Here is a 26,344-nt window from a genome sequence, read left to right as displayed (position 1 = left end):
TTGCCGAACGCCTCGAAAGCGGCGCCGGATACCGACTGACCGACGCCGACGAGACCTGACCCCAGACGGGTCGAATCTGTGAACTCGGCCCCGCTCGCGGGCCAAGCGGGCGTAGCGTCCACCCACTCGACCCGTGGGGGGACCATGAGACACCGCACCACCGCAGCCCTGGCCGTCGGAGGCGTACTGCTCGCACTGAGCGGATGCTCCGACAGCGGAGACAGCGATCAACCGACCGCCCAACAGCCTCCCGGCGCCGTCGCCCCGCCGGCGGCGACCGGACCCGGGGCGCCCGCGCCGGCCGCAGCGAGCACCACACCCGCCGGTCCACCGGCACCCGTCGCCATCGGACAGCCCGTCACGATCACCCGGGGCGAGGACAGCATCGAGCTGACCGCCGTGAAGATCGTCGACCCGGCCACCGGCGACGGCACCAACAGCGCCCTCGCGCCGACCCAGCGCCTCGTCGCCGTCCAATGGCGGATCGGCGCACCCGGCACGAAGACCATGTCCGAGTACCCCGGCGCGGAGTCCGGCGTCTACGACGACCAGGGCCAGCGATATCCCGCCGAGTACTTCCGCAAGGTCACCGCCGGCCCCAGGTACCCCGACGGCGCCGCAGTCGCCCCGGGTGACCACGTCGTCGGCTACATCGCCTACGTCGTCCCCAAGGACGCCAAGATCACCAAGGTCCAGTTCGCGCCCGGCCTCGGCCTCGCCGCGAACACCGCCACCTGGACCCTCTGAGACCCCCGACGCGGGCGGCGTCGGGACGTAGGTGGGGCCGTCGAGCACCGCTCCGGCCCCACCCACAACCCCGGAGGGAGGCCACCATGACCCTCACCTCCGGCAACGTCCCCCGCGTCGACCTCGCGTGCGCCCGCGGCGAGGCGATCACCCGAACCATCCGCATCCGCACCGGCGGCGCACCCCGACCCCTCGCCAGCCTCGACATCCAAGTCGTCGTCGAAGAGCACGGCGGCGACGTGGCCCGCCTCGTCCGCGGCGGCACCAGCACCGGCGGCAGCATCACCGTCGACGACACCGCCGGCACGGTCACGTTCACCATCGACGGCACCATCACCGAGGCGCTCGACTACACCGCCACCTGGGCCCTCTGGTTCGACCAGGACAACCCCGACACCGCCGACGCCATCGTCCACGGCAGCATCCAGGCAGAGGACACCGCGCGGTGAGCGACACCGAGATCATCATCGAGACGCCCATCACCCAGGTCACCGTCGAAGCGACCGGCCTGCCCGGGCCGCCCGGTGCCCAAGGGTCGACCGGACCGCAGGGAGAGCAGGGAGAGCAGGGGCCGACCGGTGCCACAGGCCCGGCCGGAGCAACCGGGGCCACGGGCGCGACCGGCAGCATCGGACCACAGGGCCAGCAAGGCCCAGCAGGTCCCGTAGGCGCCACCGGAGCACAGGGCCCCGCAGGATCGACCGGCCCGCAGGGCGACGCAGGGCCACAAGGCGCCACCGGAGCAACCGGCCCCCAGGGAACCACAGGCGCAACCGGGGCAACCGGGCCCGCCGGCGCATCGTTCGCCAGCTCCTGGCACGGCGACTGGGACGACGCCACCACCTACGTCACGGGCGACCTGGTCCGCGTCCGCTCCACCGGCGTCCTCGCCATCGCCAAGCGCGGCAACACCAACGTAGCGCCGCCCACCACGCTCACCGCAGGCGAGTTCGGTGTGCTCTACCCGGCCACCCCGGCCAGCCCCACAGAGAGCGACACCGACGACTACGAACTCGGCGTCCGCTTCAGAGTCCTCGTCGCCTGCACCCTCACGGGCATCCGCTGGTACCGCGGCTCGTCCGGCAACACGGCCGACACCGTCCACCTGTGGCGACAGTCGGACTCGGCGCTCCTCGCCACCGCCGTTACAGCCTCACCCGTCGACGGCTGGAACCTGGCCGAGTTCACCACCCCCTTCACGCCGGCCCTCGGCGTGGACTACTGGGCCTCCTACGGCTGCCCCGCCGGCCGATACAGCGTCACCACCGGCGCGTTCGCCTCACCGGTCGACGACGGCGTGGTGCGCGCCACCAGCGGCGGGTTCGCCGCAGCACCCGGCTCCATGCCGGTCAGCACGACCACCGCCTGGTACGGCATCTCGCCCGTCGCCGAGGTCGAGCCCAGCGGCATGGACGACTGGGACATCCTCGCCAAGGGCAGCCCGCTCTGATGGCCTGGACGGGCAGCACCCGCAGAGCCCGCCTTCCCGCAGGGTGGACCAGCCGCACCGTCCCCCGCATCAAGGCCCGGGACCGCGGCCTGTGCCAGTGGCCCGGCGAGCACGGCATCTGCGGCCAGGGCGGCACCGAGGTGGACCACCGCACACCAGGCGACGACCACAGCGACACCAACCTGTGGCTGCTCTGCCACCGGCACCACGCCCGCAAGACCGGCGCCGAGGCAGCGGCAGCACGAGGACCAGGGGTCAGCGAACGCAGGCCCGCAGAGCGGCACCCAGGGCTGAGCTGAGGGGGCGGCGTGGACAGCGCACCAGGAGGCGGCACCGAGCTGAAGGTCTACTGGACCAAGGGCAAGGGCGCGGCCAAGATCAAGTGGGGAACGCCGGGCGACTTCAACAGATGCGTCCGCCACCTATCCAAGTACTTGGTTGACCCACAGGGCTACTGCAACGTCCTCCACCGCCTCGCCCTCGGCGTCGCCCCAGGGCAGGAGAGCGGCGGCAGGCACGGCCGGTAGGCCGAGCGGGCATCCAACCAGGACGTGAGGCCGAGCGGCCAACCAACCTGACCGGGTGAGCGGCGCGAGCACGCCCAACCGGTACGTGAGGCCAACAGAGTTGGCAGAACCAACCAGTACGACAGGCCAACAGTGTTGGCGTATCCAACCGGTCGTTCATGTCAACACTGTTGGCCTACACGGGCGGCCCCCTGGGGGGTGCCTCCCCACCCCCGGGGGACCGGAGACCGAAGGAATGCTGCGGCTAGGGCCGCCGACGGGTCTGGGGGATCACCCCATGGCGCGGAATGCTTGGCAGTCTGACGGCCTCGCGCGCACCGCCCGACCTCCCGGCATCCCCGATTCGGCAGATCGGCGTACAGTCAATCGCATTCGAGAAGGCGTTGTCACGGCTTGACCAGGCATTTTGCAGTACACTGGACTCATGGCGGAGCGACTGTGCGAGCGATGCGAGGGAGTGCTTCCGAAGCGCGCCCGTGTCGATGCCCGCTTCTGCGGCGACGCGTGCCGGCAGGCTGCGCATCGCGCTCGTCACACTGCATCCGCTCCTCGCCCGTGCGTGCCTCGTGAACTGGCCGAGGCGCCGAGGTGGGTGCGCTACTCGCACAAGAAGGTGCCACTCCGGCCTGATGGGCGTGGTGTCGCCTCCAGCGTGAACCCGCGGACCTGGTCGACCTACGACCGGGCGCTCGCCTCGACCGAGGGTGTAGGCGCCGGCTTCGTGCTGACCGGCGACGGCATCGTCTGCGTCGACCTCGACCACTGCTGGTCCGGCGGCGTGCTCGCGCCGTGGGCTCGGCGGATCGTCGACCGCGCCGGCTCCACCTGGATGGAGGTCTCGCCGTCGGGCGATGGCCTGCACATCTGGGGCCGCGCTCACATGACTTCCGGCCGGGTGGTGAACGTACCGGGCGGCGGCAAGGCCGAGATCTATCCGAACGGCCGGTACATCACCGTCACGCATCGCACGTTCGGCGACACGCCGGCGGTGCTTGGCGATCTCTCCGAGGTCATCGGCGAGTTGATCACGTAGCGGCCTCCCGACACGGGCGGCGCTGCCGTCCCGACACGGGAGGTATCACCATGGCCGGCATGGGGCCACCGCCGAAGCCGTCGAGCAGGCGGGCGCGCGGCAACAAGGACCCGATCCCGCAGACCATCCTTCGGTTCGAGCGTGCCGAGGCGCCCGAGTTGCCGAGCTTCGGCATCCAGGGCGAGGACGGCCTGATCGAGTACGAGTGGCCGGAGCGCACGATCCAGTGGTGGGAGACGTGGAAGGCGTCGCCGCAGGCGGAGCATTTCAGCTCGACCGACTGGGAGTTCCTCCTCGACACCGCGCTGATCCACGCGAAGGTGTGGACGGGCGACCTGTCGGTGGCGCCGGAGTTGCGGCTTCGGGTGGCGAAGTTCGGGGCCACGATGGAGGACCGCGCGCGGCTGCGGATGCAGTTCGCCCAGGCCGACGAGGTCGACTCGCGTCGGCCGGTCGCCACCTCGTCGCGGGACCGGTACGGGTCGCTGCATGTTCTGCCGCCTGCCGCGTCGGATGACTGATGCCGTGGCGGCCGTCCGAACCGGGTGAGCTGCCGACGCTGGGGTACGAGGTCCTGGACTGGATCACGGCGATGTTGGCCGCGCCGGACCGGACGGAGTACGAGCCGTTCGTGCCGACGCGTGAGCAGGCCGAGTTCATCCTGCGGTTCTACGAGTTGGACCCGCACACCGGCCGGCGGGTGATCCGCCGCGGCGTGATCTCCCGCCCTCGCGGGTGGGGCAAGAGCCCGTTCCTCGCGGCAATCGCCTGCGCGGAGGCGTTGGGCCCGGTGCTGTTCGAGGGCTGGGACGCGCACGGCCAACCGGTCGGCAAGCCCTGGTCCTCGATACGGACGCCGCTGGTGCAGGTCGCGGCGGTGTCGGAGATGCAGACGCAGAACTCGTGGACTCCGATCCTGGAGATGCTCCGGGAGGGCCCGGTGATCGACGAGTACCCGGGCCTGGAGCCGATGGAGTCGTTCGTCGCGTTGCCGAAGGGCAAGATCGCGCCGATCACCTCGTCGGCCTCTTCGGTCAAGGGCAACCGTGCGATCCATTCGATCCTCGACCAGACCGAGGAGTGGAAGGTCTCGAACGGCGGGGTGCGGCTCGCGCAGCGCATGCGGGACAACGCCACCAAGCTGGGCGGCTCCACGATCGAGTCGCCGAACGCTTACACGCCCGGCGAGGACTCGGTGGCCGAGACGACCGCGGCGTATGCGGCGGCCATCAAGGAGGGCCGGGCGAAGGCCAGGGGCCTGCTGTACGACCACCGCGAGGCACCGCCGGAGACGGACACGACCGACCGGGAGTCCCTGGTTGCGGGACTGCGGTACGCCTATGGGGACTCCTCGGACGACAAGGGCGGGTGCGTCCTGCACCATCCGTCGTGCGCGCCGGGGTGGTCGCCGATCGACGTCATCGCCGCCGACTTCTGGGACTTGTCGAACGACCCGCAGGTGATGCGGGCGGACTTCCTCAACCAGATCACGCACGCGACGGACGCGTGGCTGACGCAGCCCGAATGGTCGGGGTGCGCAGCGCCGGGGAAGCGCGTACTTGCGGGCGAGATGATCACGCTCGGGTTCGACGGCTCACGCAAGCGAAGCCGCGGCGTCACGGACGCCACCGCGTTGATGGGGTGTCGAGTCTCCGACGGCCATGTGTTCCAGATCCACATCTGGGAACAGCCCGACGGCCCCGCCGGTACCGACTGGTCGGTGCCTGTTCCGGAGGTCTTGGCCGTGGTGGCCGAGACGTTCGAGCGGTATCACGTCGTCGGGTTCTTCGCGGACCCGGCGAAGTGGGAGGGGCACGTCGCCGATTGGGAGGCGCGCTGGGGCGCGGGGCTGAAGGTCAAGGCAACGGTCGCCCACCCGATCGAGTGGTGGATGACCGGCGGCAGGTCGATCCTCATCGTTCGGGCCCTGGAAAAGTTCCACTCGGCGGTGATCGAGCGCGAGTTGACGCACGACGGCTCGTCGGTCCTGGCGCGGCATGCGCTCAATGCGCGCCGGCGGGCTTCGAGATCCGGCTTGCAGATCGCCAAGGAGCACCCGGACTCGCCCCGCAAGATCGACGCCGTCGTGGCGTCGGTGCTGGCGTATCAGGCTCGTTTGGCCGCCATCGCCGCAGGCGTGTTGGCGACTCAAGAGGAATCGCTCGGCTGGACGTTCTGAGCTGGTGAGGGGGTGGCGTGGTGCCGTTGCATGACCCCGAGCCCGGCAGTGCGGACTGGTGGCTGCTGCGGCTGAGCCGCAAGCTCTGGGCCCGCCGGGTACTCCTGGACGAGTACTGGGACTGGTACAAGGGCGACCACCCACTGCCGAACGGTCCGGCCAAGGCGGCTCAGGCGTACAGGGATTTCCAGAAGAACTCGCGGACGAACTTCCTCGCGATGGTGGTCGACGCCTCGGTGTTCCGGCTGCTGGCGATCGGCGTGACGGACGCGAAGGGCGAGGGCGACGAGGCCGCCTGGCAGTGGTGGCAGGCCAACAAGATGGATTCGAAGCAGAAGCAGCTTTTCAGGACTGCTCTGACCTTCGGCGAGGCGTACCTGCAGGTGGGTGAGCATCCGGATCGGCCGGGCGAGCCGCTGATCACGGTGGAGCATCCACGCGACTGCATCGTGGAGACGGACCCTGCCACCGGTGAGGTCATCGCCGCCTTGAAGGTGTGGTACGACGACGTCGCGAGGGAAGCGCGCGCGACCGTCTCGTTGAAGGACGGCCGCACCGAGTACCGGCGGCAGCAGGCCGGGCGGCGGTTCTCCATCTCTGCAAAGACGTGGGAGACCGGCGAGTTCATCGCACACGACTTCGGTCGGCCCGCATTCGTGGCGTTTCAATGCCGGCCGGAGTTGGGCGAGGATCCGGAGCCGGAGTTCTGGGCGGGGCGTCCGGCCCAGAACCGCATCAATCTCGGCGTCCTGAATCGCATGACCGCAGGCCGGTATTCGGCGTTTCGGCAGCGGACCCTGTCGGGCCACAAGTTCGCCACGCGGATCGAGATGGTCCCGGGCGCGGACCCCGAGACCGGCCTGCCGGTGATGGTGCCGAAGAAGGTCCCGGACGGGAATCCGTTCACTCCGGACCCGGCTTCGTTGTGGGTGTCGGAGAGCCCGGATGCAAAGTTCGGCGAGTTCTCGCAGACCGACCTCATGGGCTATCTGAAATGCCACGACGTCGACATCCGGGATCTCCTGGTGCAGACGAACACGCCGACGTACTCGGTCGTCAACGAGTTGGTGAACATCGCGACGGACACTGTCGTCGTGCTCGACGGCCTGCACCTGGCGAAAGTCGGCGAGCACCAGACGCACTTCGGCGAGCAGTTGGAGGACATGCTCGGGCTGTGTGCGGTCGTTGCGGGTGAGCCGAGGGATTTCACCAGCCACGAGATTCGGTGGCAGGACCCGCGGTCGCTCAACCCTGCGGTCCTGGCGGACTCGGCGACCAAGCTTTCGTCGATCGGCTACCCGCTGGAGATCCTCGCCGAGAACATGGGCGAGTCTCCGCAGCGGACCAAGCGGATCGTGGCGGCAGCCGCAGGTGAGACGATGCTGAAGGCCGGAGCCGAGCAGGCCGCGCGCCAGCCGGCTCCTCCGCAGCAGCTCGCGTTGCCCGACTTCAGTCTGGACGGCGCGTGACAACGCCGGCGCCCCCTCGGGCCGTCACGGTGACTGCGGCTGCCGCGTACATCGCGGCGTCGGCGCATCTTCGTGCGGGCCTGCTGGGTTACATCGGGCGGGCGTTCATGCTGCGCGCGGCGTGGAATCGCCCGGACGCGGCTTGGTTCGCATCGACGGTGGCGCCGACGATCATCGGTTCGCAGCAGTACATGGCCGCGCTCACCGACCGGTACATCGCGGCGTCGCTGGCCGAGCAGACCGGCCGGGTTGTGGATCCGGTGGGCATCGAGTTGCCGGAGGATCTGCGGGGCGTGCCGACACGGGACGTCTACGAGCGGCCCTACGTGCAGTTGTGGACGGGCCTCGGAAAGGGCAAGCCGTTCGACCGGGCGCTGTCCGAGGCGGCGATGCGGGCCGCGGTGCTTGCCGACACCGACTTGCAGATGGCCCGGATGCGCGCGTCGCAGATGGCCATGGGTGGCCAGTCGGGTGCGGCGGGCTGGAAGCGTGTCCCGACAGGGCCCCGCAACTGCCTGCTCTGCTTGGTTGCTTCGACCCAGCGCTACCGGCGCCAGGATCTGGCCGCGATCCATCCGCAGTGTCACTGCATCGTCGAGCCGATCCCCGGTACTCGGGATCCGGGTCAGATCATCGATCCGGTGCTGCTGGAGCGGGTCCACCGGGCGGTCGAGGAAGCGGGACTGCAGGCCGACCGCGGCGGCCGGACGCCGGACTACCGGCAGTTGATCGTCACCAACGAACACGGGGAGATCGGCCCGGTCCTGTCCCGCCGGGGCCAGACCTTCACCGGCCCCGACGACCTCAACGGCGGCACGACCGCCCCCTGAGACTTCCGTGCCCGACACGGGCGCGGCACACCCGACACGGGAGAAACACATGCAGCGCATCACGCGGCTGACGCACGCCCCGGGCGAGGTGCTCGGCTACGTCAACGGCCGACCGGTCTACCCGATCGCGGGTGGGTCCGGGGAGGGCGAGGGACAGTCCGACACGGACGGCCAGGATCAGGGCGACGGCGACGCGGGCGGGGATTCCGACACGGAGACCCCGGAGAGCGACGCGGCGGACTGGGGTGACGACAGCAAGAAGTGGGCTGCTCTCGCCAAGAAGCACGAAGCGCGCGCGCGGCAGAACGCCGCCGCCGCCGTCAAGTTGCAGGCCGTCACGGCCGAGCTTGACGAGGTGCGGCGTCAAGGGATGTCGGATCACGAGCGCGCACTCGACGAGGCGAAGGTCGCCGGCCGAACCGAGGCGGCGTTGTCGTTCCGGTCGCAGATCGGACGGCACGCGATTGCCGCAGCGGCGGCGGAGGCGCACGTGGTCGTGCCGACGGCGGCCCTGGCGCTGATGGACCTGTCGGCGCTCACGGACGACCGGGGCGAGGTGGACGCCGACAAGGTGGCCGCCCTCGTGTCCGAGTTCGCGCCCGTGGCCCAGCAGCCCGACGAGCGCAGGCATGTGACGGCGGGCCAAGGCCCCCGGAGTACGAGCAAGGACCGATCCACGGGGTCGGTCGCCGCGGGGCGGGATCTGTACGCCGAGCGGCACAACAAGACCTAAGACATAGGAGAAGGCATGGACCTCAGCCTGAGGACCGAGACCTGGGGGCAGGACGATCAGTCCTGGCTGGGGTCCCAGCACGGGACGGAAGCGGCGCGGAGCATCACGCTCGACGTCAGCAAGTTCACGAGCGGCACGCACTACCCGAGCGGCTTCTTCCCGAGCGGGATTCCGCTCGGCAAGGTCACCGCGACCGGCCTGTACGGGCCGTATGCGCCCAAGACCAGCGAAGTGCAGACCGTGACGATCACGGGCGCGCCCACGGGCGGAACTTTCACGCTGACCTGGAGCGGCCAGACCACTGCGGCCATCGCCTACAACGCGTCGGCGGCCGTGGTCCAGGCGGCCCTGGAGGCGCTGAGCAACATCGGTGTCGGTGATGTGACCTGCACGGGCGGCCCGTTGCCGGGCACCGCGGTGACCGTGACGTTCGGCGGGACTCTCGCGTACACGGACGTGGCCGCGATGACCGCGTCGGGTGCGAGCCTGACGGGCGGCAGCTCGCCCGCCGTCGTCATCGCCACCGGCACTGCGGGCGGCGCGGAGCCGTCGCTCGGCGGCCTGGAGACGCTGGTCGGGTTCCTGTTCTGCGCGGTGGCGGCGCCGACGTCGAACTCGACGAACACCATGATTCCGGCGGCGCTGCTCGACCACGGCAAGGTCGTCTCGGCCAAGCTCCCGTTCCCCGTGGACGCGGCCGGTATGACCGACGTCGCCGGCCGTATCCAGTTCCTCTGAGAGGGGTGACCGACCATGTACCTGAACACCGAATACATCACCCCGTCGGAACTCACCGGGTACGCGCGCGAGTCGCTGCGAGACCTGGAGATCAACCGACTGACGCTGTCCCAGTACCTGCCGAGCGTGCAGGTCGACGACCTCATCTACCGGTTCAACAAGGGTGGCGGCAGCCTCCTGGAAGCGGCTCCGTACCGGAGCTACGACACCGAGGCGTCCATCTCCGGGCGCGAGGGCATCACCCGCGTGACCGGCGAACTCCCGCCGATCTCCCGCAAGATGCGGCTCGGCGAGTACGACCGGCTGCGGCTGCGGCACGCGTCCAACGACGAGATCACCAACGGGCTGTTGACCGACTCGGAGAAGATCACGCGCGAGATCGCGACCCGTGTCGAAAAGGCGCGGGCAGACGCTCTCGTCACCGGCCAGGTCGTGATCAACGAGAACGGCGTGCAGGCCACGATCGACTTCGGCCGAACCGCCGCGCACTCGGTGTCGGCCGCGATTCCGTGGTCCACCGTGGCGTCGGCGACGCCGGTCACGGACATGCTGTCCTGGCGGGACACCTACGTGGACACCAACGGCGACGAACCCGGGATCATCCTGACGTCACGACGAGTCCTTGCCTACCTGCTGCGGAACGCCGAGATCAGGGCCCTCGTGGCGACGGTGAACGGCGCGCCGGACATCGTGTCAGAGGCGAACCTCGCGGCGACGCTGACGGTCTACGGCTTGCCGGAGATCCGCACCTACGACGCGAAGTACAAGAGCGGCGGCGTCGCCACCCGGTTCATCCCGGACGACAAGGTGCTGTTCCTGCCGAGCGACTCGTCCGAGCTGGGCGGCACGTTCTGGGGCACGACGGTCGAAGCCCTCGATGGCGGCTACAGCCTGGGTGCGGGCGAGGAGGCCGGGATCGTGTCCGGCGTGTACCGCGTCGAGGAGTCGCCGGCGCTGTGGACCAAGGCCGCGGCGATCGTGGTACCGGTTCTGGCGAACCCGGACCAGACCTTTGTCGCCGACGTGGCCTGAGGAGACTGACATGGGCAAGCAGTTCACCGCGTTCGTGCACGTCGACAACGGCGACGGCAAGTCGCAGGTCTTCTCTCCGGGTGATCCGATGCCGGAGTGGGCCGAGGCGCACGTCAAGAACCCCAAGGTCTGGTCGGACGACGGCCACTCCCCGGCCACGCAGGCACCGCCGGCGGGCGAGTCGGAAGAGGGTCCGGTCGAGCCACCGCGATCCGGACCCGGGTCGGGCAAGTCCGCGTGGGCGGAGTACGCGTCCGCGAGGGGTGTGACCGTCGCGAACGATGCGTCCCGTGAGGACATCATCGCCGCGGTCGACGCCGCTTCGAAGGTCGGTTGATCGTGACCGCGTTCGCGACCGTCGAGCAGTACGGGGCGCGGTCGGGTGGCACTCCGACGGGTGCGGACGCGGTCAGGGTGCAGGCCATGCTGGACGACGCGTCCGCGCTGATCCGGTCGCGGCTCCCCCGGGGGTTCACGCCGGATCCAGCGGTGGCCTTGGCGCTGACCGTGGTCGTTGCGCGACGGGCGATCACGAACCCCGGCGGGTATCGGCAGCGGACGATCGGCCAGTACTCGGAGACGATGGGCGAGTCAGGTGGCCTGTACGTGACGGACGGGGAGATCGAGTCGCTGCTCGGTGACGCGATGGGCGACGGTGACGCCGCCTATTCGGTGATCTGCGCGGACGAGGGTCCGATCTGGTCGTCTCCTCGGAGGTGCTGGTGATCGGCCCGGACCTGCTGCCGCACACCGTGCTGTGGCAGACGCCGACGATGGGCCGTGACCCACTCGGCAACGACAAGCCGACCTGGTCGACGGGCGTCTCGATCCCGGCGTGGGTGCAGCAGTTCAGCACCTCGGAGGACGGCTCGGGGTCCAGTGGTCAACTGAGCGGGATCGGCTCGAACCGGATGGTGTCGTGGGTGTGGCTGATGATCTGCAACACGGACGGCATCGGTGCGGGCGATCGAATCACCTGGCAGTCGACCACGTTCGAGGTGGACGGCCTGCCGGCGCCCGTCTTCACGCCGGCCGGGTTCCACCACTGCGAGGCCAAGTTGAAGGCGGTGACCGGCTGATGGGTGCAACGTTCAGGCTGTATCCGACCGGCGTGTCCGCACTGCTGGCGTCTCCGCAGATGATCGCGGGGATTCGGACGATCACCGAGACTCACCTCAAGCCGATCGCGGAGGCGATCGCCCCGGTGGGCGTGCCGCCTCAGGACCCGCATCCGACGTTGTATCAGCGCTCGTTCCGGGTGGTCGACCGGTCGCACTGGATCACCCGCACGCAGCGTTACGGGTCGCAGCCCCGTGCGCAGATCAGCCTGATCAACTCGACGGAGCACGCGCTCGGCATCGAGTTCGGCAACAGGAACATCAAAGCCCGACACACGATCCTGCGGGCCTGCGCGATCGCGGCGGCCACATGAGGACGCGGCCGATGGTGGACGTCGAGCTGCTGCTCACCGGGTGGCTCACCGCGCGACTCGACCCGATCCGCGTGGTCACCAACACGCCGGCCGACCTGGAACGGATCCTGCCGGTGGTGCAGGTCGAGCGTGTGGGCGGCCCCACGTTGCAGTTCCGGGACGCCCCGCTGGTGTACGTGTACACCTACGCGGCCGAGCGCGCGGACACGCAGGCTCTCGCGATCCGGATCCAGGACCTGATGCTGCATCACCTGCCCGGGGTGACCGCCTCGGGTGGGCGCGTGCAGCACGTGGCGTGCCCGGTCGGGCCGCAGTGGCTCCCCTATGACGACCCTGCCGTGAGCAGGACCCAGGCCACGTATGCGCTGGCCGTCCGGCCGGTCGCGACCGGCTGACTGACCCCCTTCCTATCTCAGCCCTCCCGCGCCGGGGGCTCAGTCACCCATGGAGTGATAGCAGTGACCGATACCCGCAATGCGGATCTGGCCTTTGGGGCCGACGATTTCCTCGTCTTCATCGCACCGGTCGGCACGCCGAAGCCGACCGACTTCAGTCCTCTCACCTCTCCCTGGCTGTGCCTGGGATGGATGGCGAAGACCGGCGGCGAGTGGTCCGCCGACGAGGAGCGGAAGGACTTGGAAGCGGCCGGCGCGGTCGGCCCGATCGCATCCAAGATCACCAAGGCCAGCAGGGCCATGAAGTTCACCGCCGAGGAGGCGTTGAACCCCCTCGTGCTCGCGCTGTACGAGAACGTCGACCTGGCCGATCTGGCACCGGTCGCCGGGGTCATCTCCTACGACCTGCCCGACCGGCCGAGCAAGCACCGGTATGCCGCCTTGTTCTGCGCGGAGGAGACCGACAGCAAGAAGTGGTGGCGGTACATGTCCAATGCCGAGGTGACGGGCCGCGGCTCGTCGAACTCGCCGACGGACGACTACACGGTAAACGAGCTGACCATCACCGGCTTCCCCGGCCTCAACGGGGAGAAGGCCGTGTCGAATCTGATCGATCTGGCCGGTGCGGACGTCTCTGCGTTCTGGTCGAACGAGGTCCAGACCGTGACGATCACCGGCACGCCGACCGGCGGCACCTACACGCTGACGTACAGCAGCCAGACGACCGGTGCAATTGCGTACAACGCGACCGCGACCGTGGTGAAGACCGCCCTCGAAGCGCTGTCGAACATCGAGGCAGGCGACATCACCGCGACGGGCGGCCCGCACCCGGGGTCCCCGGTTGTCGTGACGTTCGGCGGCTCGCTGGGTGGGACGAACGTGGACCAGATGACCGGCTCGGCCGCGTCGCTGACCGGCGGCACGACTCCGGCCGTCGTGGTGACCACGGGCACTCCTGGCGGCGTTCCCTCGCTGCCGTAACGAGACCGGTGGGCGGGTCGACCAGGCGCGGACCCGGCCCGCCCACCGCTGTACCCAGGCCCGCGCCGAGCACAGGAGGGTCCGCGCATGGACGCGATCGAAGGCAAGGTCGTCAATCGTGGCGACGAGGACGAGGACGAGATCCTCGACATCGACGTGTGGCTGCATGAAGTGGCCGAGGAGGAAGAGGGGAAGCCGTTCACGTTCGTAATGGGCGGCACGCTCTACACGACCTTGTCGCCGGAGGATTTCGACTGGCAGGACCAGTCGAGGGCGGCGAGTGATCCGAACGGCGGCGACATGCGGCCGTTCGTGCGGATGCTCCTGAGCGAGGAGCAGTACGAACTGTTCTGCCAGAAGCGCCTGCCCGGCCGTGCCCTTGCGAAGATCGTCGAGGACTGGCAGTCGCACCACGGGATCACGGTCCCGGAATCCAGGGCCTCGCGGCGCGCCTCCGAGCGCACCGCAAAGAAGCCGAGGCCGACCTCCAGGCGACGTACCAAATAGACATCCGGGATCTGTGCCGGCCGGGCCGGGGCCTCACATGGCGCCGTCTGCGGGACCTCCTAGACCAACTGCCGATGGAGTCGCGGTGGCAGACCGCGCTCCGGGCGAGCATCCCGGATGAGGTTCTCGCCGAGATGGTCAGCGACGCCCGCCCCGAGGACGGGCGTTGGTCGCAGGTCGAGATGCTGCTCTGCACGAACATCGACCTCCTCGGCCAGGTGCTGAACGTCCTGGTCGTCGCGAACGGCGGCGAGGCGATCGACATCAAGCCGATCCGCCGGCCTGGGCACGTGCCTGCCGGTGGCCGCCGTCGCGCGGTCGAGACGCCGGACGAGAAGACCGCTCGGCGCGCGGCGATGAAGGCCCGGATCGACGGCACCGGTAGCAACTGAATAGCTGATGGGGGTGACCATGCCCCCGTTCATCCCCATCGGCTCGGTCGGCGTCGACGTCGTACCGAACGCGAAGGACATCTACGCCCGGCTGTCCGCGCAGATCCTGCCGGACGCGGACCGGGTGGGTCGCGAGGCCGGGGATCTGATCGGCCGCCGGATCCGCGAGGGCATCCGCGGCTCGCTCACGGAGCCGATTCGGGTCGAGGGCAAGCTCGCCACGGTCCAGGCGGGCCGAGCCGGCGGAGACGCGGGCGGGGCGTTCGGGCGGCAGATGCGGACGCGCCTGGAGGCCGCGTTGCGGGCGATCCCCGACATCAAGGTCGGGGCGAACACTTCCGAAGCGGACGCGGATCTCCAGGCTCTTCGCGTCCGCCTGGAGTCCCTGCGGAACAAGCGCATCGGCATCGACATCGACACCGAGGCCGCGCGTGCCGAGGCCGAGGACATCGAGCAGCAGCTCCGCCGGATCGGCGCGATCTCGCCGAACGTCCAGGTGCGGGTCGACACTGCGGCGGCGATCGCCGAGTTGGAGCGGATGCGCGAGCAGATCCGCCTGGCGACGCTGCGGCCGTGGGAGGTCAAGCTCGAAGTCGACGGCAGCTTCGGAGCGAGGCTGCGCGCGGCGGTTCAGGCGGCTCAGGAGTCGCTGCCGAACATCAACATCGACAGCAATACCGATCCGGCCAGGGCTCGCATCCAGGGGCTGCGCGCCGAACTCGACCTGATCCGTGATGTACGGATCGGCATCGACATCGACGCCGGTGCCGCGCAGGCGCAGATCGATCGGATTCGTGCCGAACTCGCGCTGCTGGCGCGGGACAAGAACATCGACATCGACGTGCGCGTGGACGCGAGGCGCGCCCGGACCGAGCTGCGTGCCGTCCAGGTCCAGGCGGACATCCTCGACCGCAAGCGGATCAACATCGAGGTCAGCACCGGCTCGGCGATGTCCAACATCTTGGGGCTGGTCGCGATCCTCGGGACGCTGATCGTGCCACCGGCGATCGGGGTGACGGCCGCCGCGCTGGGCGCGCTGACGGCGGCCACGGTGACGGCAGCGGTCGGGTTCGGCGCGCTGGCTCTGGTCGCAGTACCGGCGGTCATGAAGATCGCCTCCGCGCTGCAGGCTCAGAAGGCCGCGACGGATGCCGCCTCGACCGCCTCCGAGAAGGCTGGCCGCAGCGGCGCGCAGGAGGCGGTCCAGGCCGCTCAGCAGGCGTTGCAGATGGAGGGCGCCCAGCAGTCGCTGACGCAGGCGTACCGGCAGGCGGCGACCCAGCGGACGCAGGCTCTGCGGGCGGTGTCGGACGCGCAGCAGGGACTCGCGGATGCTCAGGCCCAGGCGGCGGATCGGCAGCAGCAGGCACTGGCCCGGGTGAGCGAAGCTCAGCGCAAGGCCGCGAGTGCCGACGAGGACGCGCGTATCGCGCAGTTGGATCTGACGCGGGCACGCAAAGAGGCTGCGGATCAGCTCCAGGACCTCAACGACCAGCTTGCGGGGTCGGAGATCTCCCAGCGGCGCGCGGTGCTGCGTCTCCAGGACGCGAAGGCCGCGCTCGACAAGGCGTCGGCGCCGGGCTCGAAGGCGACGCAGCGCGAACGCGACGAGGCCCAGCTCGACTTCGACGAGGCAACGCAACGCCTGAAGGAGCAGGCCAAGGACACCGAGCGCCTGAAGGCCCAGACCACGGAGGCGAACCGGGTCGGGGTCGACGGGTCGGACCTGGTGACCGAGGCCCAGAAGCGACTGGCCGCGGCACAGCTCGGAGTGGTCGACGCCAGTCGGGATGTCAAGGCCGCCCAGGTCGACGCGGCCAAGGCTCAGGCCGAGAGTGCGAAGTCGATCGCGAAGGCCCAGCAGCAGGTGGCCGACGCGCAGCAGCATGTCGCCGATGTCGCGGTGCAGTCGGCCGATCAGATCGCATCGGCTCAGCGCGGGATCCGGTCGGCTCAGCTCTCCGCTGCAGCAGCGGCGGAGTCGGGTGCGAGCGGGATGAACGCCGCAGCTACGGCTGCGGACAAGTACAAGCGCGCCCTCTCGGACATGAACCCGGCGACGCGCGCGACTTTCGACGCCGTCTTGCGGTTGAAGGACGCGTTCAAGCAGTGGTCGGACTCTTTGAGCCCGACCGTGATGCCGCTGTTCACGCGGTTCATCAACGGGCTGATCCGCTCCCTCCCGTCCCTGACCCCGATCGTCCTGGCCGCGGCCGACGGCATGGGCAAGCTGATGGACCGGGCCGGCCGCTCGTTCCAGTCGCCCTGGTGGATCCAGTTCAAGCACGACCTCGTCGTCGCGATGCCCGCGGCGATGGTCGGTACCGGCGTGGCCTTCGGAAATGTGTTCAAGGGCATCGCCGGAATCATCGGCGCATTCCTGCCGCACATGGATTCGATCTCCGAGCGGATGCAGCGGATCACGGGGAGGTTCGCGAACTGGGGTGTGAACCTGCGGGGTTCGCCCGCGTTCGAACGGTTCCTCGACGATGCCGCGAAGAACGCGCCCCAACTGGGGGCCGCGTTCTCGTCGATCGCGCACGCGTTCGCGGATGTCTCGCATGCGCTGGCTCCGTTCCGTGGCCCCCTGCTGACGGTGCTCACCGTGTTCGCGGACACGATCAGTTGGATCGCGCGCGAGGCGCCGGCCCTGGTCCAGGGCCTGTTCCTCGCGGCCATCGCGTTCCGTGCCGTCAGCATCTCGATCGCGGCGATCAACGCGGCGTCCATGGCCAACCCGTTCGTGCTGCTCGTGGCGGCGATCATCGCGGCGATCGCCCTGGTCGTCATCTACTGGGACGAGATCGAGGCGGGCCTGAAGTGGGTCTGGGAGAAGGTCCTGAAGCCCGTCTTCGACGCCGTCGCGGCCGGGGCGATGTGGCTGTGGCGCAACGGGATCCAGCCCGCGTTCGAGGGGATCTCGACGGCGGCCCGCATCCTCGCGGCGATCGTCCTGACGGTCCTGATCACGCCGTTGCTGCTGGCGTGGATGGCGCTCTCCGCAGGGGCGATCTGGCTGTGGGAGCACGGGATCAAGCCTCAGTTCGAGGCGATCGCTACGGCCGCACTGTGGCTGTGGGACAACGCCCTGGGCCCGGTGGTCGGCTGGATCGCGGACGGTTTCGCGTGGATCGGCGATCGGGCGGCGTCGCTGTACCGGGAGTGGATCAAGCCTCAGTTCGACGCGATCGGCCTGCTGATCCGCTGGACCTATGACTGGATGATCAAGCCTGCGGTCGGCTTCATGTCGGATGCCTTCGAGGGCCTGGGCGGCTGGGCGACCTGGCTGCACGACAAGGCGATCAAGCCGGCGTTCGACAAGATCGGCAGCGCGGTTTCGAGCGTACTGAGCGGGATAGAACGTGCGTTCGAGTCAACGAAGTCCGCGATCGAGAAGACCTGGGACGGCGTGAAGGCGGTCGCCGAGGCGCCGATCCGCTTCGTGATCGACCGCGTCTACACCGGCGGGATCAAGAAGGTCTGGGACAAGGTCGCGGACGTCGTCAGCCTGCCTCATCTGCCCGATGTCGCCTACGCGACGGGTGGCGTGGTGCCCGGCTACACCCCGGGCGTCGACACCACGATGATCGCCGTCGGCGGCGGGGAGGCCATCCTCCGCCCGGAGTTGACCCGGGCGCTCGGCTCGGAGTGGGTGCACACGGGCAACGCCGTGGCGCGCAACCGGGGCGTGGCCGGGGCCGCCCAGTGGCTGTCCGGCATGCGGTTCGGCGGGGCGTTCTCGTGGGGCGGCATCGTCGACAGCATCAAGAGCGACATCAGCTCCATCCCGTCGCCGGGCGATGTGATCAAGAGCCTGGGCGACCTGGTGCGCGGAGGCATGGCCGCCGCCGCCGAGCTGGGGTTCCAGCCGGTCAAGGCCCTGATCAACCAGCTCCCGGGGGATGGTCCCTGGTCGAAGCTCGCGCGCGCGGTGCCGACCAAGGGCATCGACTCGCTGATCGACAAGTTGCGCGGCGACGACGAGATCTACGCGACGACCCATTTCGGCGGCGGCGATGTCATGCCCGGCAACCCCGGGCCGATCCTCGCGTATGCACGCCAGTTCGAGGGCACCCCGTACCTGTGGGGCGGTGAGACGCCAGCCGGTTTCGACTGCTCGGGTCTGACCCGGTACGCCTACAAGAACGCAGGCAACTATCCGCTCGGGCGCACGACCTACGATCAGGTCACGCAGGGGCAATCGATCCCCAAGTCCAAGGCACGGCCCGGTGACCTGGTCTTCGAGCACTTCGGTGGGCAAAGCCCGTCCCACGTTGGCTTCTTCCTACGGGACGGCTGGATCTACGACGCGCCCAAGCCTGGGGATGTCGTCGGCCCATCGCCGATGGCCAACGTGGTGGACATCCGCCGGTACCTCTCGCCCGAGTTGCTGGGCGGGGACGTGGCCGGGGCCGGTGTGCTGCGGTGGGCGCCGGTCGTGCAGCAGGCGCTCGCGATGGTCGGGCAGCCGGCGTCGCTCCTGGCGACCACGCTGCGGCGGATGAACCAGGAGTCGGGCGGCGACCCGAACGTGGTCAACCGGTGGGACAGCAACTGGTACGCGGGCACCCCGTCCGTGGGCCTGATGCAGGTCATCGGCCCGACGTACAGGCGGTACGCCGGAGCATTCAAGGACACGCCGCCGCAGCTCTACGGTGTCTCGACCGCACCGCTGGCCAACGTGTACGCGTCGATGAAGTACGCGCTCGATCAGTACGGTTCGCTCTCGCGGGCCTACGACCGGCCGGGCGGGTACGCGTCCGGCGGCATCGTGCCGCGCCTGTACGACTCCGGTGGTCCGCTCGCGCCCGGCATGACCTTGGCCTACAACGGCACGGGCCAAGCCGAGCAGGTGTACACCGCCGAGGTCAACCGCGCGTTGCTGACGCTCGCGCGCCGGGGTGTCGAGGCGGGCAACGCCGCCCGGTCGGCTCCGGCCGGGGCGTCCGGCCTCGCGGACGGCACCCGCGTGTACCTGGTGATGGACGACGGCTCGACCATCGCCGCGCACGTGGAGCGCCGTATCGCCGGGGCGGGGGTGAGCTGATGCCGGCCACCCTGCACGGGGAGTTCGAGTCGATCTCCCTCGGCAGCCTGCCGCTGCACGTGGAGGACGACAGCGGGATCGACTGGCTGGTCACCGACCTCCAGGGCTGGTGGGACTCGCCGGGCGTCACCCTCGACGTGCAGCAGCGGACTGCCGACCACGGCGGCTGGGGCGGCGGATCGTGGCTCACCCCGCGCACCATCACCCTGCAGGGGGAGATCCTCGCCCCCGACCGGGCGACACTCCTCGCCGCCGTGGACCGCGTGCACGCCGCCGCGTCCCTCGGACCGACGACGCTGCGCGTTGTCGAGCCGGGGTCGCTGGACCGTTCGTGCGCGGTGCGGCGGGCGGGCCCGGTGGCGGTGGCCACCCTCGGGGCGTCGGCGTCGTGGTCGGTGCCGCTCGTCGCGCAGGACCCGCGCCGGTACGGGGCGGTGGTGGGGCCGCTCACCACCCATCTGCCGTCGACGTCGGGCGGCCTGTCCCTGCCTGCTGCTCCGCCATGGACGATCGGCGCGACCGTCGTGCAGGGGTCGGTCCGGGTCAGCAACGCGGGAACCATCGCGTCGCGGCCGACGCTGAGGATCGACGGCCCGGTGCAGCATCCGCAGGTCGTCGTCCTGGACTCGGGCGGCGGGATCCGCACCCTCACCTACAACGCCACCCTGGCCGCGGGCGAGTGGCTGGTGATCGACACCGACGCGCACTCGGTCCTGATCGGCGGGACCGTCTCGCGTCGGGGACTGGTGTCGGGGGACTGGCCGGAGATCCCGGCGCTCTCGTGGGCCGACGTGCAATTTCGAGCCGCCGCCTACGACGCGGGCGCACTGCTGACGGTGTCGTACCGCTCGGCCTGGATGTGAGGAGGACTCGTGCCTGATCCGATGTGGCTGAACTCGGTGGCGATGGATGCCGGGGAGATGCGGCGCGCGCAGGCGCTGGGGATCATGCCGTCGTCGAGTGCGCTGTCCGGCCGGCAGGGTGTGCGGCCGGGTGGCGGCCTGGCGGTGTCGGTGCTGTCCGGCACGATCACGGTGACCCCGGGCGCCGCGCTGATCCACGGGGTGACGGCGGCGACGCAGGGCGCCTACTGGTGGGCGCAGGACGTGAACTGGACGACGTCGCTGACGGCCGCGCACGCGACCCTGGGCCGCAAGGACCTGGTGTACATCCGGGTGCGGGACTCCGACGTGGACACCTCGGGCGCCAAGGACACCGCCCCGGTGTACCTGGCGGGGACCGCTTCCTCGACACCCGCGACTCCTGCCCCGGCCGCCGGAACCTCGTACCTGCCGCTCGCGGTGATCACCGTGCCGTCGTCCGGATCGGGGCAGCCCCCGAGCGTGGACATGTCCGTGCGCCCGTACACCGTGGCGTCCGGCGGGATCCTCCCCGTGGCGTCGCAGACCGAACGCGACGCGATCTCCGGGCCCTACGCGGGCCTGGCCGTCTACCGGATCGACACCGGCACCACCGAGCGATACTCGGGCACGGCCTGGCGTGACGTCGTCGAACGCCACGTTCTGACCGTGGAAAAATCCGGCACGTTCAGCCTGAACCCCAACGTCACCGCCTACGACTGGCTGTCCTGGTCCTCGGCGAGCACGATGACCGACAGCAGCATGTGGACGGTCGGACAGTCGACTCGCCTGTACGCGCCCGTCGCGGGAGCGTGGCTGGTCACCGCCGGCTTCCCCTGGCCGGCCGGAGCCCTGGAGTGCCGCCTGCGCGTGCGCACGAACGGCTCTTCGGGCCCGGGGCCGGAGTGGCAGGCGCAGTATCTGCCGTCGTCGTCGGGCACCGGCACCACCGAGACCGCCCGCATCATCCGCCTGTCCGCGGGCGACTACATCGAGGTCGGGCTCTACCACAACACCGGGTCGACGCTGACGAACCTCTCGGGCCCTGCCTGCTCGGCGTCGATGGCGTGGATGCATCCGTGAGCGTGCAGTGGCTGGCGTGCGACCTGCGGACCGGCATGGTCATCGAGGAGCTACGGGCGCTGACACCGTCGGGGGCACTGTCGCGGCGCCTGGGTGCGCACACCTCCCTGTCGGCGGCGCTGCCGATCGCGGGTGCCCCGGTCGGGTGGCAGGAGTGCACGCTCCCGGGACGCACGATGCTGGTGGCGGTGTCGACGACCCCGGTGTGGGCGGGCATCGTCCTGTCCCGGCGCCGCGGCTCCGCACCCGCCTGCGACCTGGGGCTGGCGACACCGGAGGCGTACCTGGACCGGCGGTACGCCCGGGATCACACCTGGACCCAGGTCAACGAGGCGTCGGTGATCGCCGCGGGGCTGCTCGGTGATGTGGCGATCGACGGGATCGGCCTGACGGTCGACGCCCCCGCGACGGGTGCGCTGCGGGACCGCACCTACGCGGACAGCGAGGACCGCACCGTGCTGTCCGCGCTGGTGGATCTGATGGGCGTGCAGGACGGGCCGGAGTGGGAGATCGCCCCGCGGTGGCGGGACGGGTCGCAGACCTCGATCGAGTTGGTGGCGCGCGTTCGCCCCCGGATCGGCGTGCAACCGGCCGTACCCGCAGCCGTGTTCGACCTGCCGGGCTGCGTGATCACCTACGAGCAGAGCGAGTCCTACGAGCAGGGCAAGGGCGCGACAGTGACCCGGGCGGCGGGCGACGGCGAGGGTTCGAGCCGCACCGTCTCGGACGACATGATCGCGGCCGACCTCCTCGCGGCCGGCTGGCCCCGATACGACTACCGGTGGACACCGTCCACGTCGATCTCCCAGCAGGTGACGGTCGACGACCACGCCCGCGCGGCGCTGGCGTTGATGGCCACCGGCTCCAGCGTGTGGACGGTGCAGGCCCGCGCGTCGGCAGGGCCGCAGCTCGGGCAGGCGTGGGACCTCGGGCACACGATCCGCCTGCAGGTCCAGGCCGGCCACTCGGACGGGCATCCCGACGGGGTCGATGTCGTGGCCCGCGCGTGGGGTTGGGACTGGGATCCGGCCGCGGACGTCGTCACGCCGATCCTGGTGGAGGAGGGCTGATGCCCACAGCGGGAGACATGCTGCCCAACGGTCCCGGGTGGATCATGCGGGAACTGGCCGCGATCCGGCGGGCGATCACCGAACTCCGCGCGGCGCGCCGTCTGGAGCGGGCGTCGATCGGTGCGGGCGGGCTGACGATCGACTCGGGTGGGTACCTCGCGGTGCAGACGCCGGCCGGGACGCAGACGGTGTACGTGGGCGCGCTCGGCGCCGAGCTGAACCACACGAACGGGTCGACGCAGCAGGGTGTGTGGCTTCGGCGCGAGGACGGCACCCTGGCGTTGGCGATCTACGCCGACCCGACGGTGGGCGGTGACGACCGGCAGGGCGTGTCGCTGTGGGATCGGACGGGGCGGATCGTCGTCGCGGACGACATCGTCGGGGGTGGTCTGGCCCGGCCGTGGATTCCGGCGGCGGGCTGGTACGACATCACGGGTACGGAGGTGCCGGTGAGCACCACGACGTCCGGCTCGTTCACTGCGGTGGTCGAGCAGCAGCTCTACCAGCAGCATCCGAAGGTGCGGGTCGTCATGCGGGTGCGCTGCTCGGACGGCACGACGGGCGGCGAGGTCCGCGTCATGTCGGGGGCGACGCAGGTCGGGGCGACGCAGACGATCGCGGTGGGCACCTACGCGCAGTACGAGATCGCGGGCACGGCCCCGATCGTCCCGGGCGGCTGGGGCATCTTGCAGATCCAGGCTCGGCGCACGGCGGGCTCAGGGTCCATCGGGGTCCGCGGGCTCACCACCTGGGGCGCCCAGACCTGAGTCGTTGCTTACGGGCATCTCGCCGGGGAGTTGGGCCATCGGCTCTCGCTCGACGCCCTCGCTGCTGCCTCCGCTGTTCCAGGCGGGGAGTTCGTCGCTCATGACTCGATCGTCCCACCGCGACACGGGAGGTGTGCAATGCCCACCGGTATCGATTCGTTTACCAACGTTCCCCCGGCGGTGGTCGCCAAGGCGGGGCACAGCTTCGTCGTCCGCTACCTGACCGACCTCGACAGTTCGCTCGGCCACAAGGCGAAGGCGTGGACGACGGCGCAGGTTGCGGCCTGTCGGGCGGCCGGCTTGGGTGTCGTCGCGGTATGGGAGGGCGGCGAGGCGGACCGCACGACGGCGTGGCGCGGGGGCTACGACCGGGGCCGTCGGGACGCGCTGCGGGCGGCGACGCAGGCGACCGCGCTCGGGAGGCCGGATGGTCGGCCGGTGTACTTCGCGGTCGACTTCGACGTGCGCAAGGCAGCCGATTTCGCCGTCCTCGCCGAGTACTTCCGGGGCATCGCGAGCGTCTTCGATCGGCAGAACATCGGGGTCTACGGCGGCAGGTTGACGGTCGAGTGGGCCCAGCGCGCCGGCGCCGCGGCTTGGTTCTGGCAGACCGGGGCCTGGTCGGACGACTACCAGGTGCCCGGCAATCACCTGTGGCAACGCATCCCGCAGACGCGTCTCGGCGCGTATCAGATCGACATCGACGACGCCCACCAGGCCGACTACGGCCAGTGGTTCAACCCTCCGGGAGGAGACATGCCCGATCTGTGGATGCCGGGCGCGACCCGGCTCGACATCGGTGACCACAGCCCGACCGACGGCGGGCCGGCGAAGGCCCTCGCCCACATCACATGGGACCGCAACGCAACGGCCGCCAACCCTGCCGATCTGATCAGCTACGAAACCCTCGTGCAGTACTTCGGCCGGAACCCGGCGGGCATGAAGGCCGCACCGCACATCATCTGGGACCCCTTTACGGGGCGCTTCACGCAGCTCGTCCCTGCGAACTCGCGCTCGAAGTCGGTCGTGGACGTGGCCGGCGGCACGCGCACGAACCGGGCCGGGAAGGTCGTGCTCCAGATCGAGGCGGTCTTTTTTCCGTACTGCCGCTGGAGCGGCCGGGTGTATGCGCGGCTGGTCGATACCCCGTGCAAGGGCTGGGCGGAGCTGAATGCGTGGGTGCGCTCGTGGGGTGTGCCCGACGTGTGGCCGATGGGGCGGCCGATGAGCTTCGCGGCGAACCGCTCCGAGTCCGTCTGGGAGCGCCAGGCCGGCTGGTACGGCCACAGCCAGGTGCCGGAGAACGACCACCAAGATCCGGGCTCGTGGCCCGAGTTCACAATGATGGAGGACGACGACATGACGCCTGCACAGGCACAGCAGCTCGCGGAGCTGCATGACGCCCTGGTCCCGTATCAGGGCTGGGGCTACCAGGAGCACGGCGAGGGCCCGGACGCGTGGGCGCTGCTGCAGCGCGCGGCGGATCCGACGACGGAGCTGGGCTACAAGTACGCGGGCGACGTCGAGGCCGCGAAGAAGGCGGGGCGGCCGGCGCCGCCGGACGTGTACGGGATGATCGGCGAGACCCGGGCCCGGGTGGACGCGCTCGACGCGAAGCTCGACGCGATCCTCGCGACACTGAAGGCGGGCAAGTGATGACGCCGACGATGCTTCAGGCAGTCGCCGAGACGGGCGACCCGGTGCGCGTACAGCTCTGGTCGCTGCTCGTGGGCGTGGGCCTGCCCTTGTTGGTGGGGCTGGTCACGAAGGTCACGACGAGCGCCTCGACGAAGGCTGTGTTGCTCGCGTTCCTGTCTGCGGTCTCGGGCTTCGTCTCCGAGATGCTGGCGTCCGGTGACGGGTTCCTGTGGAGCACGGCGCTGATCACGTGGCTCGGGACGTTCCTGGTTGCGGTGGGCGTGCACTTCGGCATCTACAAGCCGACCGGTGCGAGCGGGGCCGCGCAGAAGGTCGGCGTTCGGTGAGGCGCGCGGTGGCCCGGTTGCGGCGACGCCTGGGCCGCCGCGGCTCGATCCTCGCGATCCTGGGCGCGGGCAAAATCTGCCTCGGCGCGGGGTTCCTGGCCGCTCCTCCGACGTCGACGCGGGGTCTGGAGTTGCTCACGGACCGGGCGCCACTGCACTGCTGGGCGTGGGTGTGGGTCCTCGCCGGGTCGGTGACGTTCGCGTCGTCGCTGCTGCCGGTGGGCCGTGACGCGGTCGGGTTCTCGGCCGCCCTGGTCCCACCGTCGTTGTGGGCTGCGGCGTATCTGTGGTCGGCGGTGTCGGGGGACTATGCGCGGGGTGCGTGGGTGGCCGGCTGGTACCTGACGAGCCATATCGGGGTGATCTTGTGGGCGAGCGCGGTGCCTGAGCACTCGGTGCCCCATCGTGCGGTGAGAGACCCTGGGAGCGGTCGTGGGTGAGATCTGGGGTGTCGTCGGCGCGCTGGTGGGGGCGGTTGCGCTGACGCTGGGTGGGCTGTTCACCGCGCGGGCGACGAGGGCTGCCGCTGCTGCGACGGCGGAGGCCCAGCAGGCCGCGGCTCGGATCACGGCCGAGCCGGAGCAGAGGCGCCAGGACCTGGAGGCGTTCAGGGCGATCCGCGCGGAACAGTCGGCCGAGATAGACGAGATGCGGGCGGAGGCTCGGAGTCTGCGTTCGCTGGTGCGGGCGTTGGCGCGGGCTTACGAGGGTTTGTATCGATGGGCGGCGACGCCGGTGGGGCCGCCTCCGGAGCCGGAGGACAGGGTGAAGGAGTACCTCCGAACTGGAGTGTGACCAGCCGTTTGACCTGTGCTTGAGCCCCTGCTGCTGCCCTTCGTGGGCGGCGGCGGGGGCTCTTTCTCGCGTTCGTTGCACGGATGTCGGGATGCTGGGCTACGGTAATTCGTGTCGGCCCCGCTTCGGCGGGGACGCCTCGTGAAGAGGTCCGTTCAACAGCTTGGCCCCGAGCAATCGGGGATGACTCCTGAAGCGGTCTCCTCGGGAGTTCTGCCCCGCTCCAGCGGGGATGGATCGTGGCTGACCGTCGGGTCGGCGATCGACCAGATGTTGGCCCCGCTTCGGCGGG

General features: G+C 70.1%; 29 protein-coding genes. All 29 read left to right on the top strand.

The window, feature by feature from the left end:
* The first annotated feature begins 144 nt into the window (after positions 1-144).
* Positions 145-747, top strand: a complete 603-nt coding sequence (locus ABZ374_RS45080) for a hypothetical protein (RefSeq protein ID WP_360323829.1) — start codon at positions 145-147, stop codon at positions 745-747.
* An 86-nt stretch (positions 748-833) separates the two neighbouring features.
* Positions 834-1,196: a hypothetical protein gene (locus ABZ374_RS45075; RefSeq protein WP_360323827.1), complete on the top strand. Its 363-nt coding sequence runs from the start codon at positions 834-836 to the stop codon at positions 1,194-1,196.
* A complete protein-coding gene (locus ABZ374_RS45070) occupies positions 1,193-2,197 on the top strand; it encodes a DUF4082 domain-containing protein (RefSeq protein ID WP_360323825.1) in 1,005 nt (334 codons plus the stop codon). The genes ABZ374_RS45075 and ABZ374_RS45070 overlap by 4 nt, the downstream gene beginning before the upstream one ends.
* Positions 2,197-2,496 carry an HNH endonuclease signature motif containing protein gene (locus tag ABZ374_RS45065; RefSeq protein ID WP_360323823.1) on the top strand — a complete coding sequence of 100 codons (300 nt, stop codon included), beginning with the start codon at positions 2,197-2,199 and terminating at the stop codon, positions 2,494-2,496. The genes ABZ374_RS45070 and ABZ374_RS45065 overlap by 1 nt, the downstream gene beginning before the upstream one ends.
* A gap of 652 nt (positions 2,497-3,148) precedes the next feature.
* Positions 3,149-3,757 carry a DNA primase gene (locus tag ABZ374_RS45060; RefSeq protein WP_360323821.1) on the top strand — a complete coding sequence of 203 codons (609 nt, stop codon included), beginning with the start codon at positions 3,149-3,151 and terminating at the stop codon, positions 3,755-3,757.
* 59 nt (positions 3,758-3,816) lie between these two features.
* The gene (locus tag ABZ374_RS45055) at positions 3,817-4,278 is read left to right on the top strand and encodes a hypothetical protein (RefSeq protein WP_360323819.1); all 462 of its coding nucleotides are present in this window, start codon (positions 3,817-3,819) and stop codon (positions 4,276-4,278) included.
* On the top strand, positions 4,278-5,936 hold the full coding sequence (locus ABZ374_RS45050; protein ID WP_360323817.1) for a terminase: 1,659 nt from the start codon (positions 4,278-4,280) through the stop codon (positions 5,934-5,936). The genes ABZ374_RS45055 and ABZ374_RS45050 overlap by 1 nt, the downstream gene beginning before the upstream one ends.
* Positions 5,937-5,953: 17 nt before the next feature.
* Positions 5,954-7,405, top strand: coding sequence for a phage portal protein (locus tag ABZ374_RS45045; RefSeq protein WP_360323815.1), 1,452 nt, complete (start codon positions 5,954-5,956; stop codon positions 7,403-7,405).
* Between the two features lie 29 nt (positions 7,406-7,434).
* A complete protein-coding gene (locus ABZ374_RS45040; RefSeq protein ID WP_360323813.1) occupies positions 7,435-8,235 on the top strand; it encodes a hypothetical protein in 801 nt (266 codons plus the stop codon).
* 49 nt (positions 8,236-8,284) lie between these two features.
* Positions 8,285-8,968, top strand: coding sequence for a hypothetical protein (locus ABZ374_RS45035; protein ID WP_360323811.1), 684 nt, complete (start codon positions 8,285-8,287; stop codon positions 8,966-8,968).
* 15 nt (positions 8,969-8,983) lie between these two features.
* The gene (locus ABZ374_RS45030; RefSeq protein WP_360323809.1) at positions 8,984-9,706 is read left to right on the top strand and encodes a hypothetical protein; all 723 of its coding nucleotides are present in this window, start codon (positions 8,984-8,986) and stop codon (positions 9,704-9,706) included.
* Positions 9,707-9,721: 15 nt separating this feature from the next.
* Positions 9,722-10,738, top strand: a complete 1,017-nt coding sequence (locus tag ABZ374_RS45025) for a major capsid protein (RefSeq protein ID WP_360323807.1) — start codon at positions 9,722-9,724, stop codon at positions 10,736-10,738.
* 10 nt (positions 10,739-10,748) lie between these two features.
* On the top strand, positions 10,749-11,075 hold the full coding sequence (locus ABZ374_RS45020) for a hypothetical protein (protein ID WP_360323805.1): 327 nt from the start codon (positions 10,749-10,751) through the stop codon (positions 11,073-11,075).
* 2 nt (positions 11,076-11,077) lie between these two features.
* Complete coding sequence (locus ABZ374_RS45015) at positions 11,078-11,464, top strand: hypothetical protein (protein ID WP_360323803.1); 387 nt, start codon at positions 11,078-11,080, stop codon at positions 11,462-11,464.
* Positions 11,461-11,817, top strand: coding sequence for a hypothetical protein (locus ABZ374_RS45010; RefSeq protein ID WP_360323801.1), 357 nt, complete (start codon positions 11,461-11,463; stop codon positions 11,815-11,817). Before ABZ374_RS45015 ends, ABZ374_RS45010 begins: the two co-directional genes overlap by 4 nt.
* Entirely contained in the window at positions 11,817-12,170 is a 354-nt protein-coding gene (locus ABZ374_RS45005) for a hypothetical protein (protein WP_360323799.1), read from the top strand. Before ABZ374_RS45010 ends, ABZ374_RS45005 begins: the two co-directional genes overlap by 1 nt.
* An 11-nt stretch (positions 12,171-12,181) precedes the next feature.
* Positions 12,182-12,565, top strand: coding sequence for a hypothetical protein (locus ABZ374_RS45000; protein WP_360323797.1), 384 nt, complete (start codon positions 12,182-12,184; stop codon positions 12,563-12,565).
* A 63-nt stretch (positions 12,566-12,628) separates the two neighbouring features.
* Positions 12,629-13,546, top strand: coding sequence for a hypothetical protein (locus ABZ374_RS44995; RefSeq protein WP_360323795.1), 918 nt, complete (start codon positions 12,629-12,631; stop codon positions 13,544-13,546).
* Positions 13,547-13,633: 87 nt separating this feature from the next.
* Complete coding sequence (locus tag ABZ374_RS44990) at positions 13,634-14,053, top strand: hypothetical protein (protein ID WP_360323793.1); 420 nt, start codon at positions 13,634-13,636, stop codon at positions 14,051-14,053.
* 74 nt (positions 14,054-14,127) lie between these two features.
* A complete protein-coding gene (locus ABZ374_RS44985; RefSeq protein ID WP_360323791.1) occupies positions 14,128-14,445 on the top strand; it encodes a hypothetical protein in 318 nt (105 codons plus the stop codon).
* Positions 14,446-14,464: 19 nt separating this feature from the next.
* Entirely contained in the window at positions 14,465-19,492 is a 5,028-nt protein-coding gene (locus ABZ374_RS44980; protein WP_360323789.1) for an NlpC/P60 family protein, read from the top strand.
* Positions 19,492-20,355: a hypothetical protein gene (locus ABZ374_RS44975; RefSeq protein WP_360323787.1), complete on the top strand. Its 864-nt coding sequence runs from the start codon at positions 19,492-19,494 to the stop codon at positions 20,353-20,355. The genes ABZ374_RS44980 and ABZ374_RS44975 overlap by 1 nt, the downstream gene beginning before the upstream one ends.
* 9 nt (positions 20,356-20,364) lie before the next feature.
* Positions 20,365-21,435, top strand: a complete 1,071-nt coding sequence (locus ABZ374_RS44970) for a hypothetical protein (protein WP_360323785.1) — start codon at positions 20,365-20,367, stop codon at positions 21,433-21,435.
* Positions 21,432-22,505 carry a hypothetical protein gene (locus ABZ374_RS44965; RefSeq protein WP_360323783.1) on the top strand — a complete coding sequence of 358 codons (1,074 nt, stop codon included), beginning with the start codon at positions 21,432-21,434 and terminating at the stop codon, positions 22,503-22,505. The genes ABZ374_RS44970 and ABZ374_RS44965 overlap by 4 nt, the downstream gene beginning before the upstream one ends.
* On the top strand, positions 22,505-23,272 hold the full coding sequence (locus tag ABZ374_RS44960; protein WP_360323781.1) for a hypothetical protein: 768 nt from the start codon (positions 22,505-22,507) through the stop codon (positions 23,270-23,272). Before ABZ374_RS44965 ends, ABZ374_RS44960 begins: the two co-directional genes overlap by 1 nt.
* 138 nt (positions 23,273-23,410) lie before the next feature.
* Positions 23,411-24,928, top strand: a complete 1,518-nt coding sequence (locus tag ABZ374_RS44955; RefSeq protein WP_360323779.1) for a DUF1906 domain-containing protein — start codon at positions 23,411-23,413, stop codon at positions 24,926-24,928.
* 11 nt (positions 24,929-24,939) lie between these two features.
* Complete coding sequence (locus ABZ374_RS44950; RefSeq protein WP_360323777.1) at positions 24,940-25,257, top strand: hypothetical protein; 318 nt, start codon at positions 24,940-24,942, stop codon at positions 25,255-25,257.
* Positions 25,254-25,697, top strand: a complete 444-nt coding sequence (locus ABZ374_RS44945; protein WP_360323775.1) for a hypothetical protein — start codon at positions 25,254-25,256, stop codon at positions 25,695-25,697. Before ABZ374_RS44950 ends, ABZ374_RS44945 begins: the two co-directional genes overlap by 4 nt.
* Entirely contained in the window at positions 25,690-26,052 is a 363-nt protein-coding gene (locus tag ABZ374_RS44940) for a hypothetical protein (RefSeq protein ID WP_360323773.1), read from the top strand. The genes ABZ374_RS44945 and ABZ374_RS44940 overlap by 8 nt, the downstream gene beginning before the upstream one ends.
* Positions 26,053-26,344 lie beyond the last annotated feature (292 nt).

It is taken from the genome of Embleya sp. NPDC005971 (genome assembly GCF_040629175.1).
Classification (GTDB): Bacteria; Actinomycetota; Actinomycetes; order Streptomycetales; family Streptomycetaceae; genus Embleya.
Note: the sequence above shows the minus strand (reverse complement) of the source record. Positions and strands in the feature narration are given on the sequence as shown.

Bases quoted from the DNA above. Each gene is read 5' to 3' on its own strand.
- ABZ374_RS45025 (WP_360323807.1), top strand. From the start codon at position 9,722: ATGTACCTGAACACCGAATACATCACCCCGTCGGAACTCACCGGGTAC.
- ABZ374_RS45030 (WP_360323809.1), top strand. From the start codon at position 8,984: ATGGACCTCAGCCTGAGGACCGAGACCTGGGGGCAGGACGATCAGTCC.
- ABZ374_RS45005 (WP_360323799.1), top strand. From the start codon at position 11,817: ATGGGTGCAACGTTCAGGCTGTATCCGACCGGCGTGTCCGCACTGCTG.
- ABZ374_RS45050 (WP_360323817.1), top strand. From the start codon at position 4,278: ATGCCGTGGCGGCCGTCCGAACCGGGTGAGCTGCCGACGCTGGGGTAC.
- ABZ374_RS44950 (WP_360323777.1), top strand. From the start codon at position 24,940: ATGCTTCAGGCAGTCGCCGAGACGGGCGACCCGGTGCGCGTACAGCTC.
- ABZ374_RS45035 (WP_360323811.1), top strand. From the start codon at position 8,285: ATGCAGCGCATCACGCGGCTGACGCACGCCCCGGGCGAGGTGCTCGGC.
- ABZ374_RS45020 (WP_360323805.1), top strand. From the start codon at position 10,749: ATGGGCAAGCAGTTCACCGCGTTCGTGCACGTCGACAACGGCGACGGC.
- ABZ374_RS45055 (WP_360323819.1), top strand. From the start codon at position 3,817: ATGGGGCCACCGCCGAAGCCGTCGAGCAGGCGGGCGCGCGGCAACAAG.
- ABZ374_RS45065 (WP_360323823.1), top strand. From the start codon at position 2,197: ATGGCCTGGACGGGCAGCACCCGCAGAGCCCGCCTTCCCGCAGGGTGG.
- ABZ374_RS44985 (WP_360323791.1), top strand. From the start codon at position 14,128: ATGGAGTCGCGGTGGCAGACCGCGCTCCGGGCGAGCATCCCGGATGAG.
- ABZ374_RS44980 (WP_360323789.1), top strand. From the start codon at position 14,465: ATGCCCCCGTTCATCCCCATCGGCTCGGTCGGCGTCGACGTCGTACCG.
- ABZ374_RS45080 (WP_360323829.1), top strand. From the start codon at position 145: ATGAGACACCGCACCACCGCAGCCCTGGCCGTCGGAGGCGTACTGCTC.
- ABZ374_RS45075 (WP_360323827.1), top strand. From the start codon at position 834: ATGACCCTCACCTCCGGCAACGTCCCCCGCGTCGACCTCGCGTGCGCC.
- ABZ374_RS45060 (WP_360323821.1), top strand. From the start codon at position 3,149: ATGGCGGAGCGACTGTGCGAGCGATGCGAGGGAGTGCTTCCGAAGCGC.
- ABZ374_RS44960 (WP_360323781.1), top strand. From the start codon at position 22,505: ATGCCCACAGCGGGAGACATGCTGCCCAACGGTCCCGGGTGGATCATG.
- ABZ374_RS44975 (WP_360323787.1), top strand. From the start codon at position 19,492: ATGCCGGCCACCCTGCACGGGGAGTTCGAGTCGATCTCCCTCGGCAGC.
- ABZ374_RS44955 (WP_360323779.1), top strand. From the start codon at position 23,411: ATGCCCACCGGTATCGATTCGTTTACCAACGTTCCCCCGGCGGTGGTC.
- ABZ374_RS44990 (WP_360323793.1), top strand. From the start codon at position 13,634: ATGGACGCGATCGAAGGCAAGGTCGTCAATCGTGGCGACGAGGACGAG.
- ABZ374_RS45000 (WP_360323797.1), top strand. From the start codon at position 12,182: ATGGTGGACGTCGAGCTGCTGCTCACCGGGTGGCTCACCGCGCGACTC.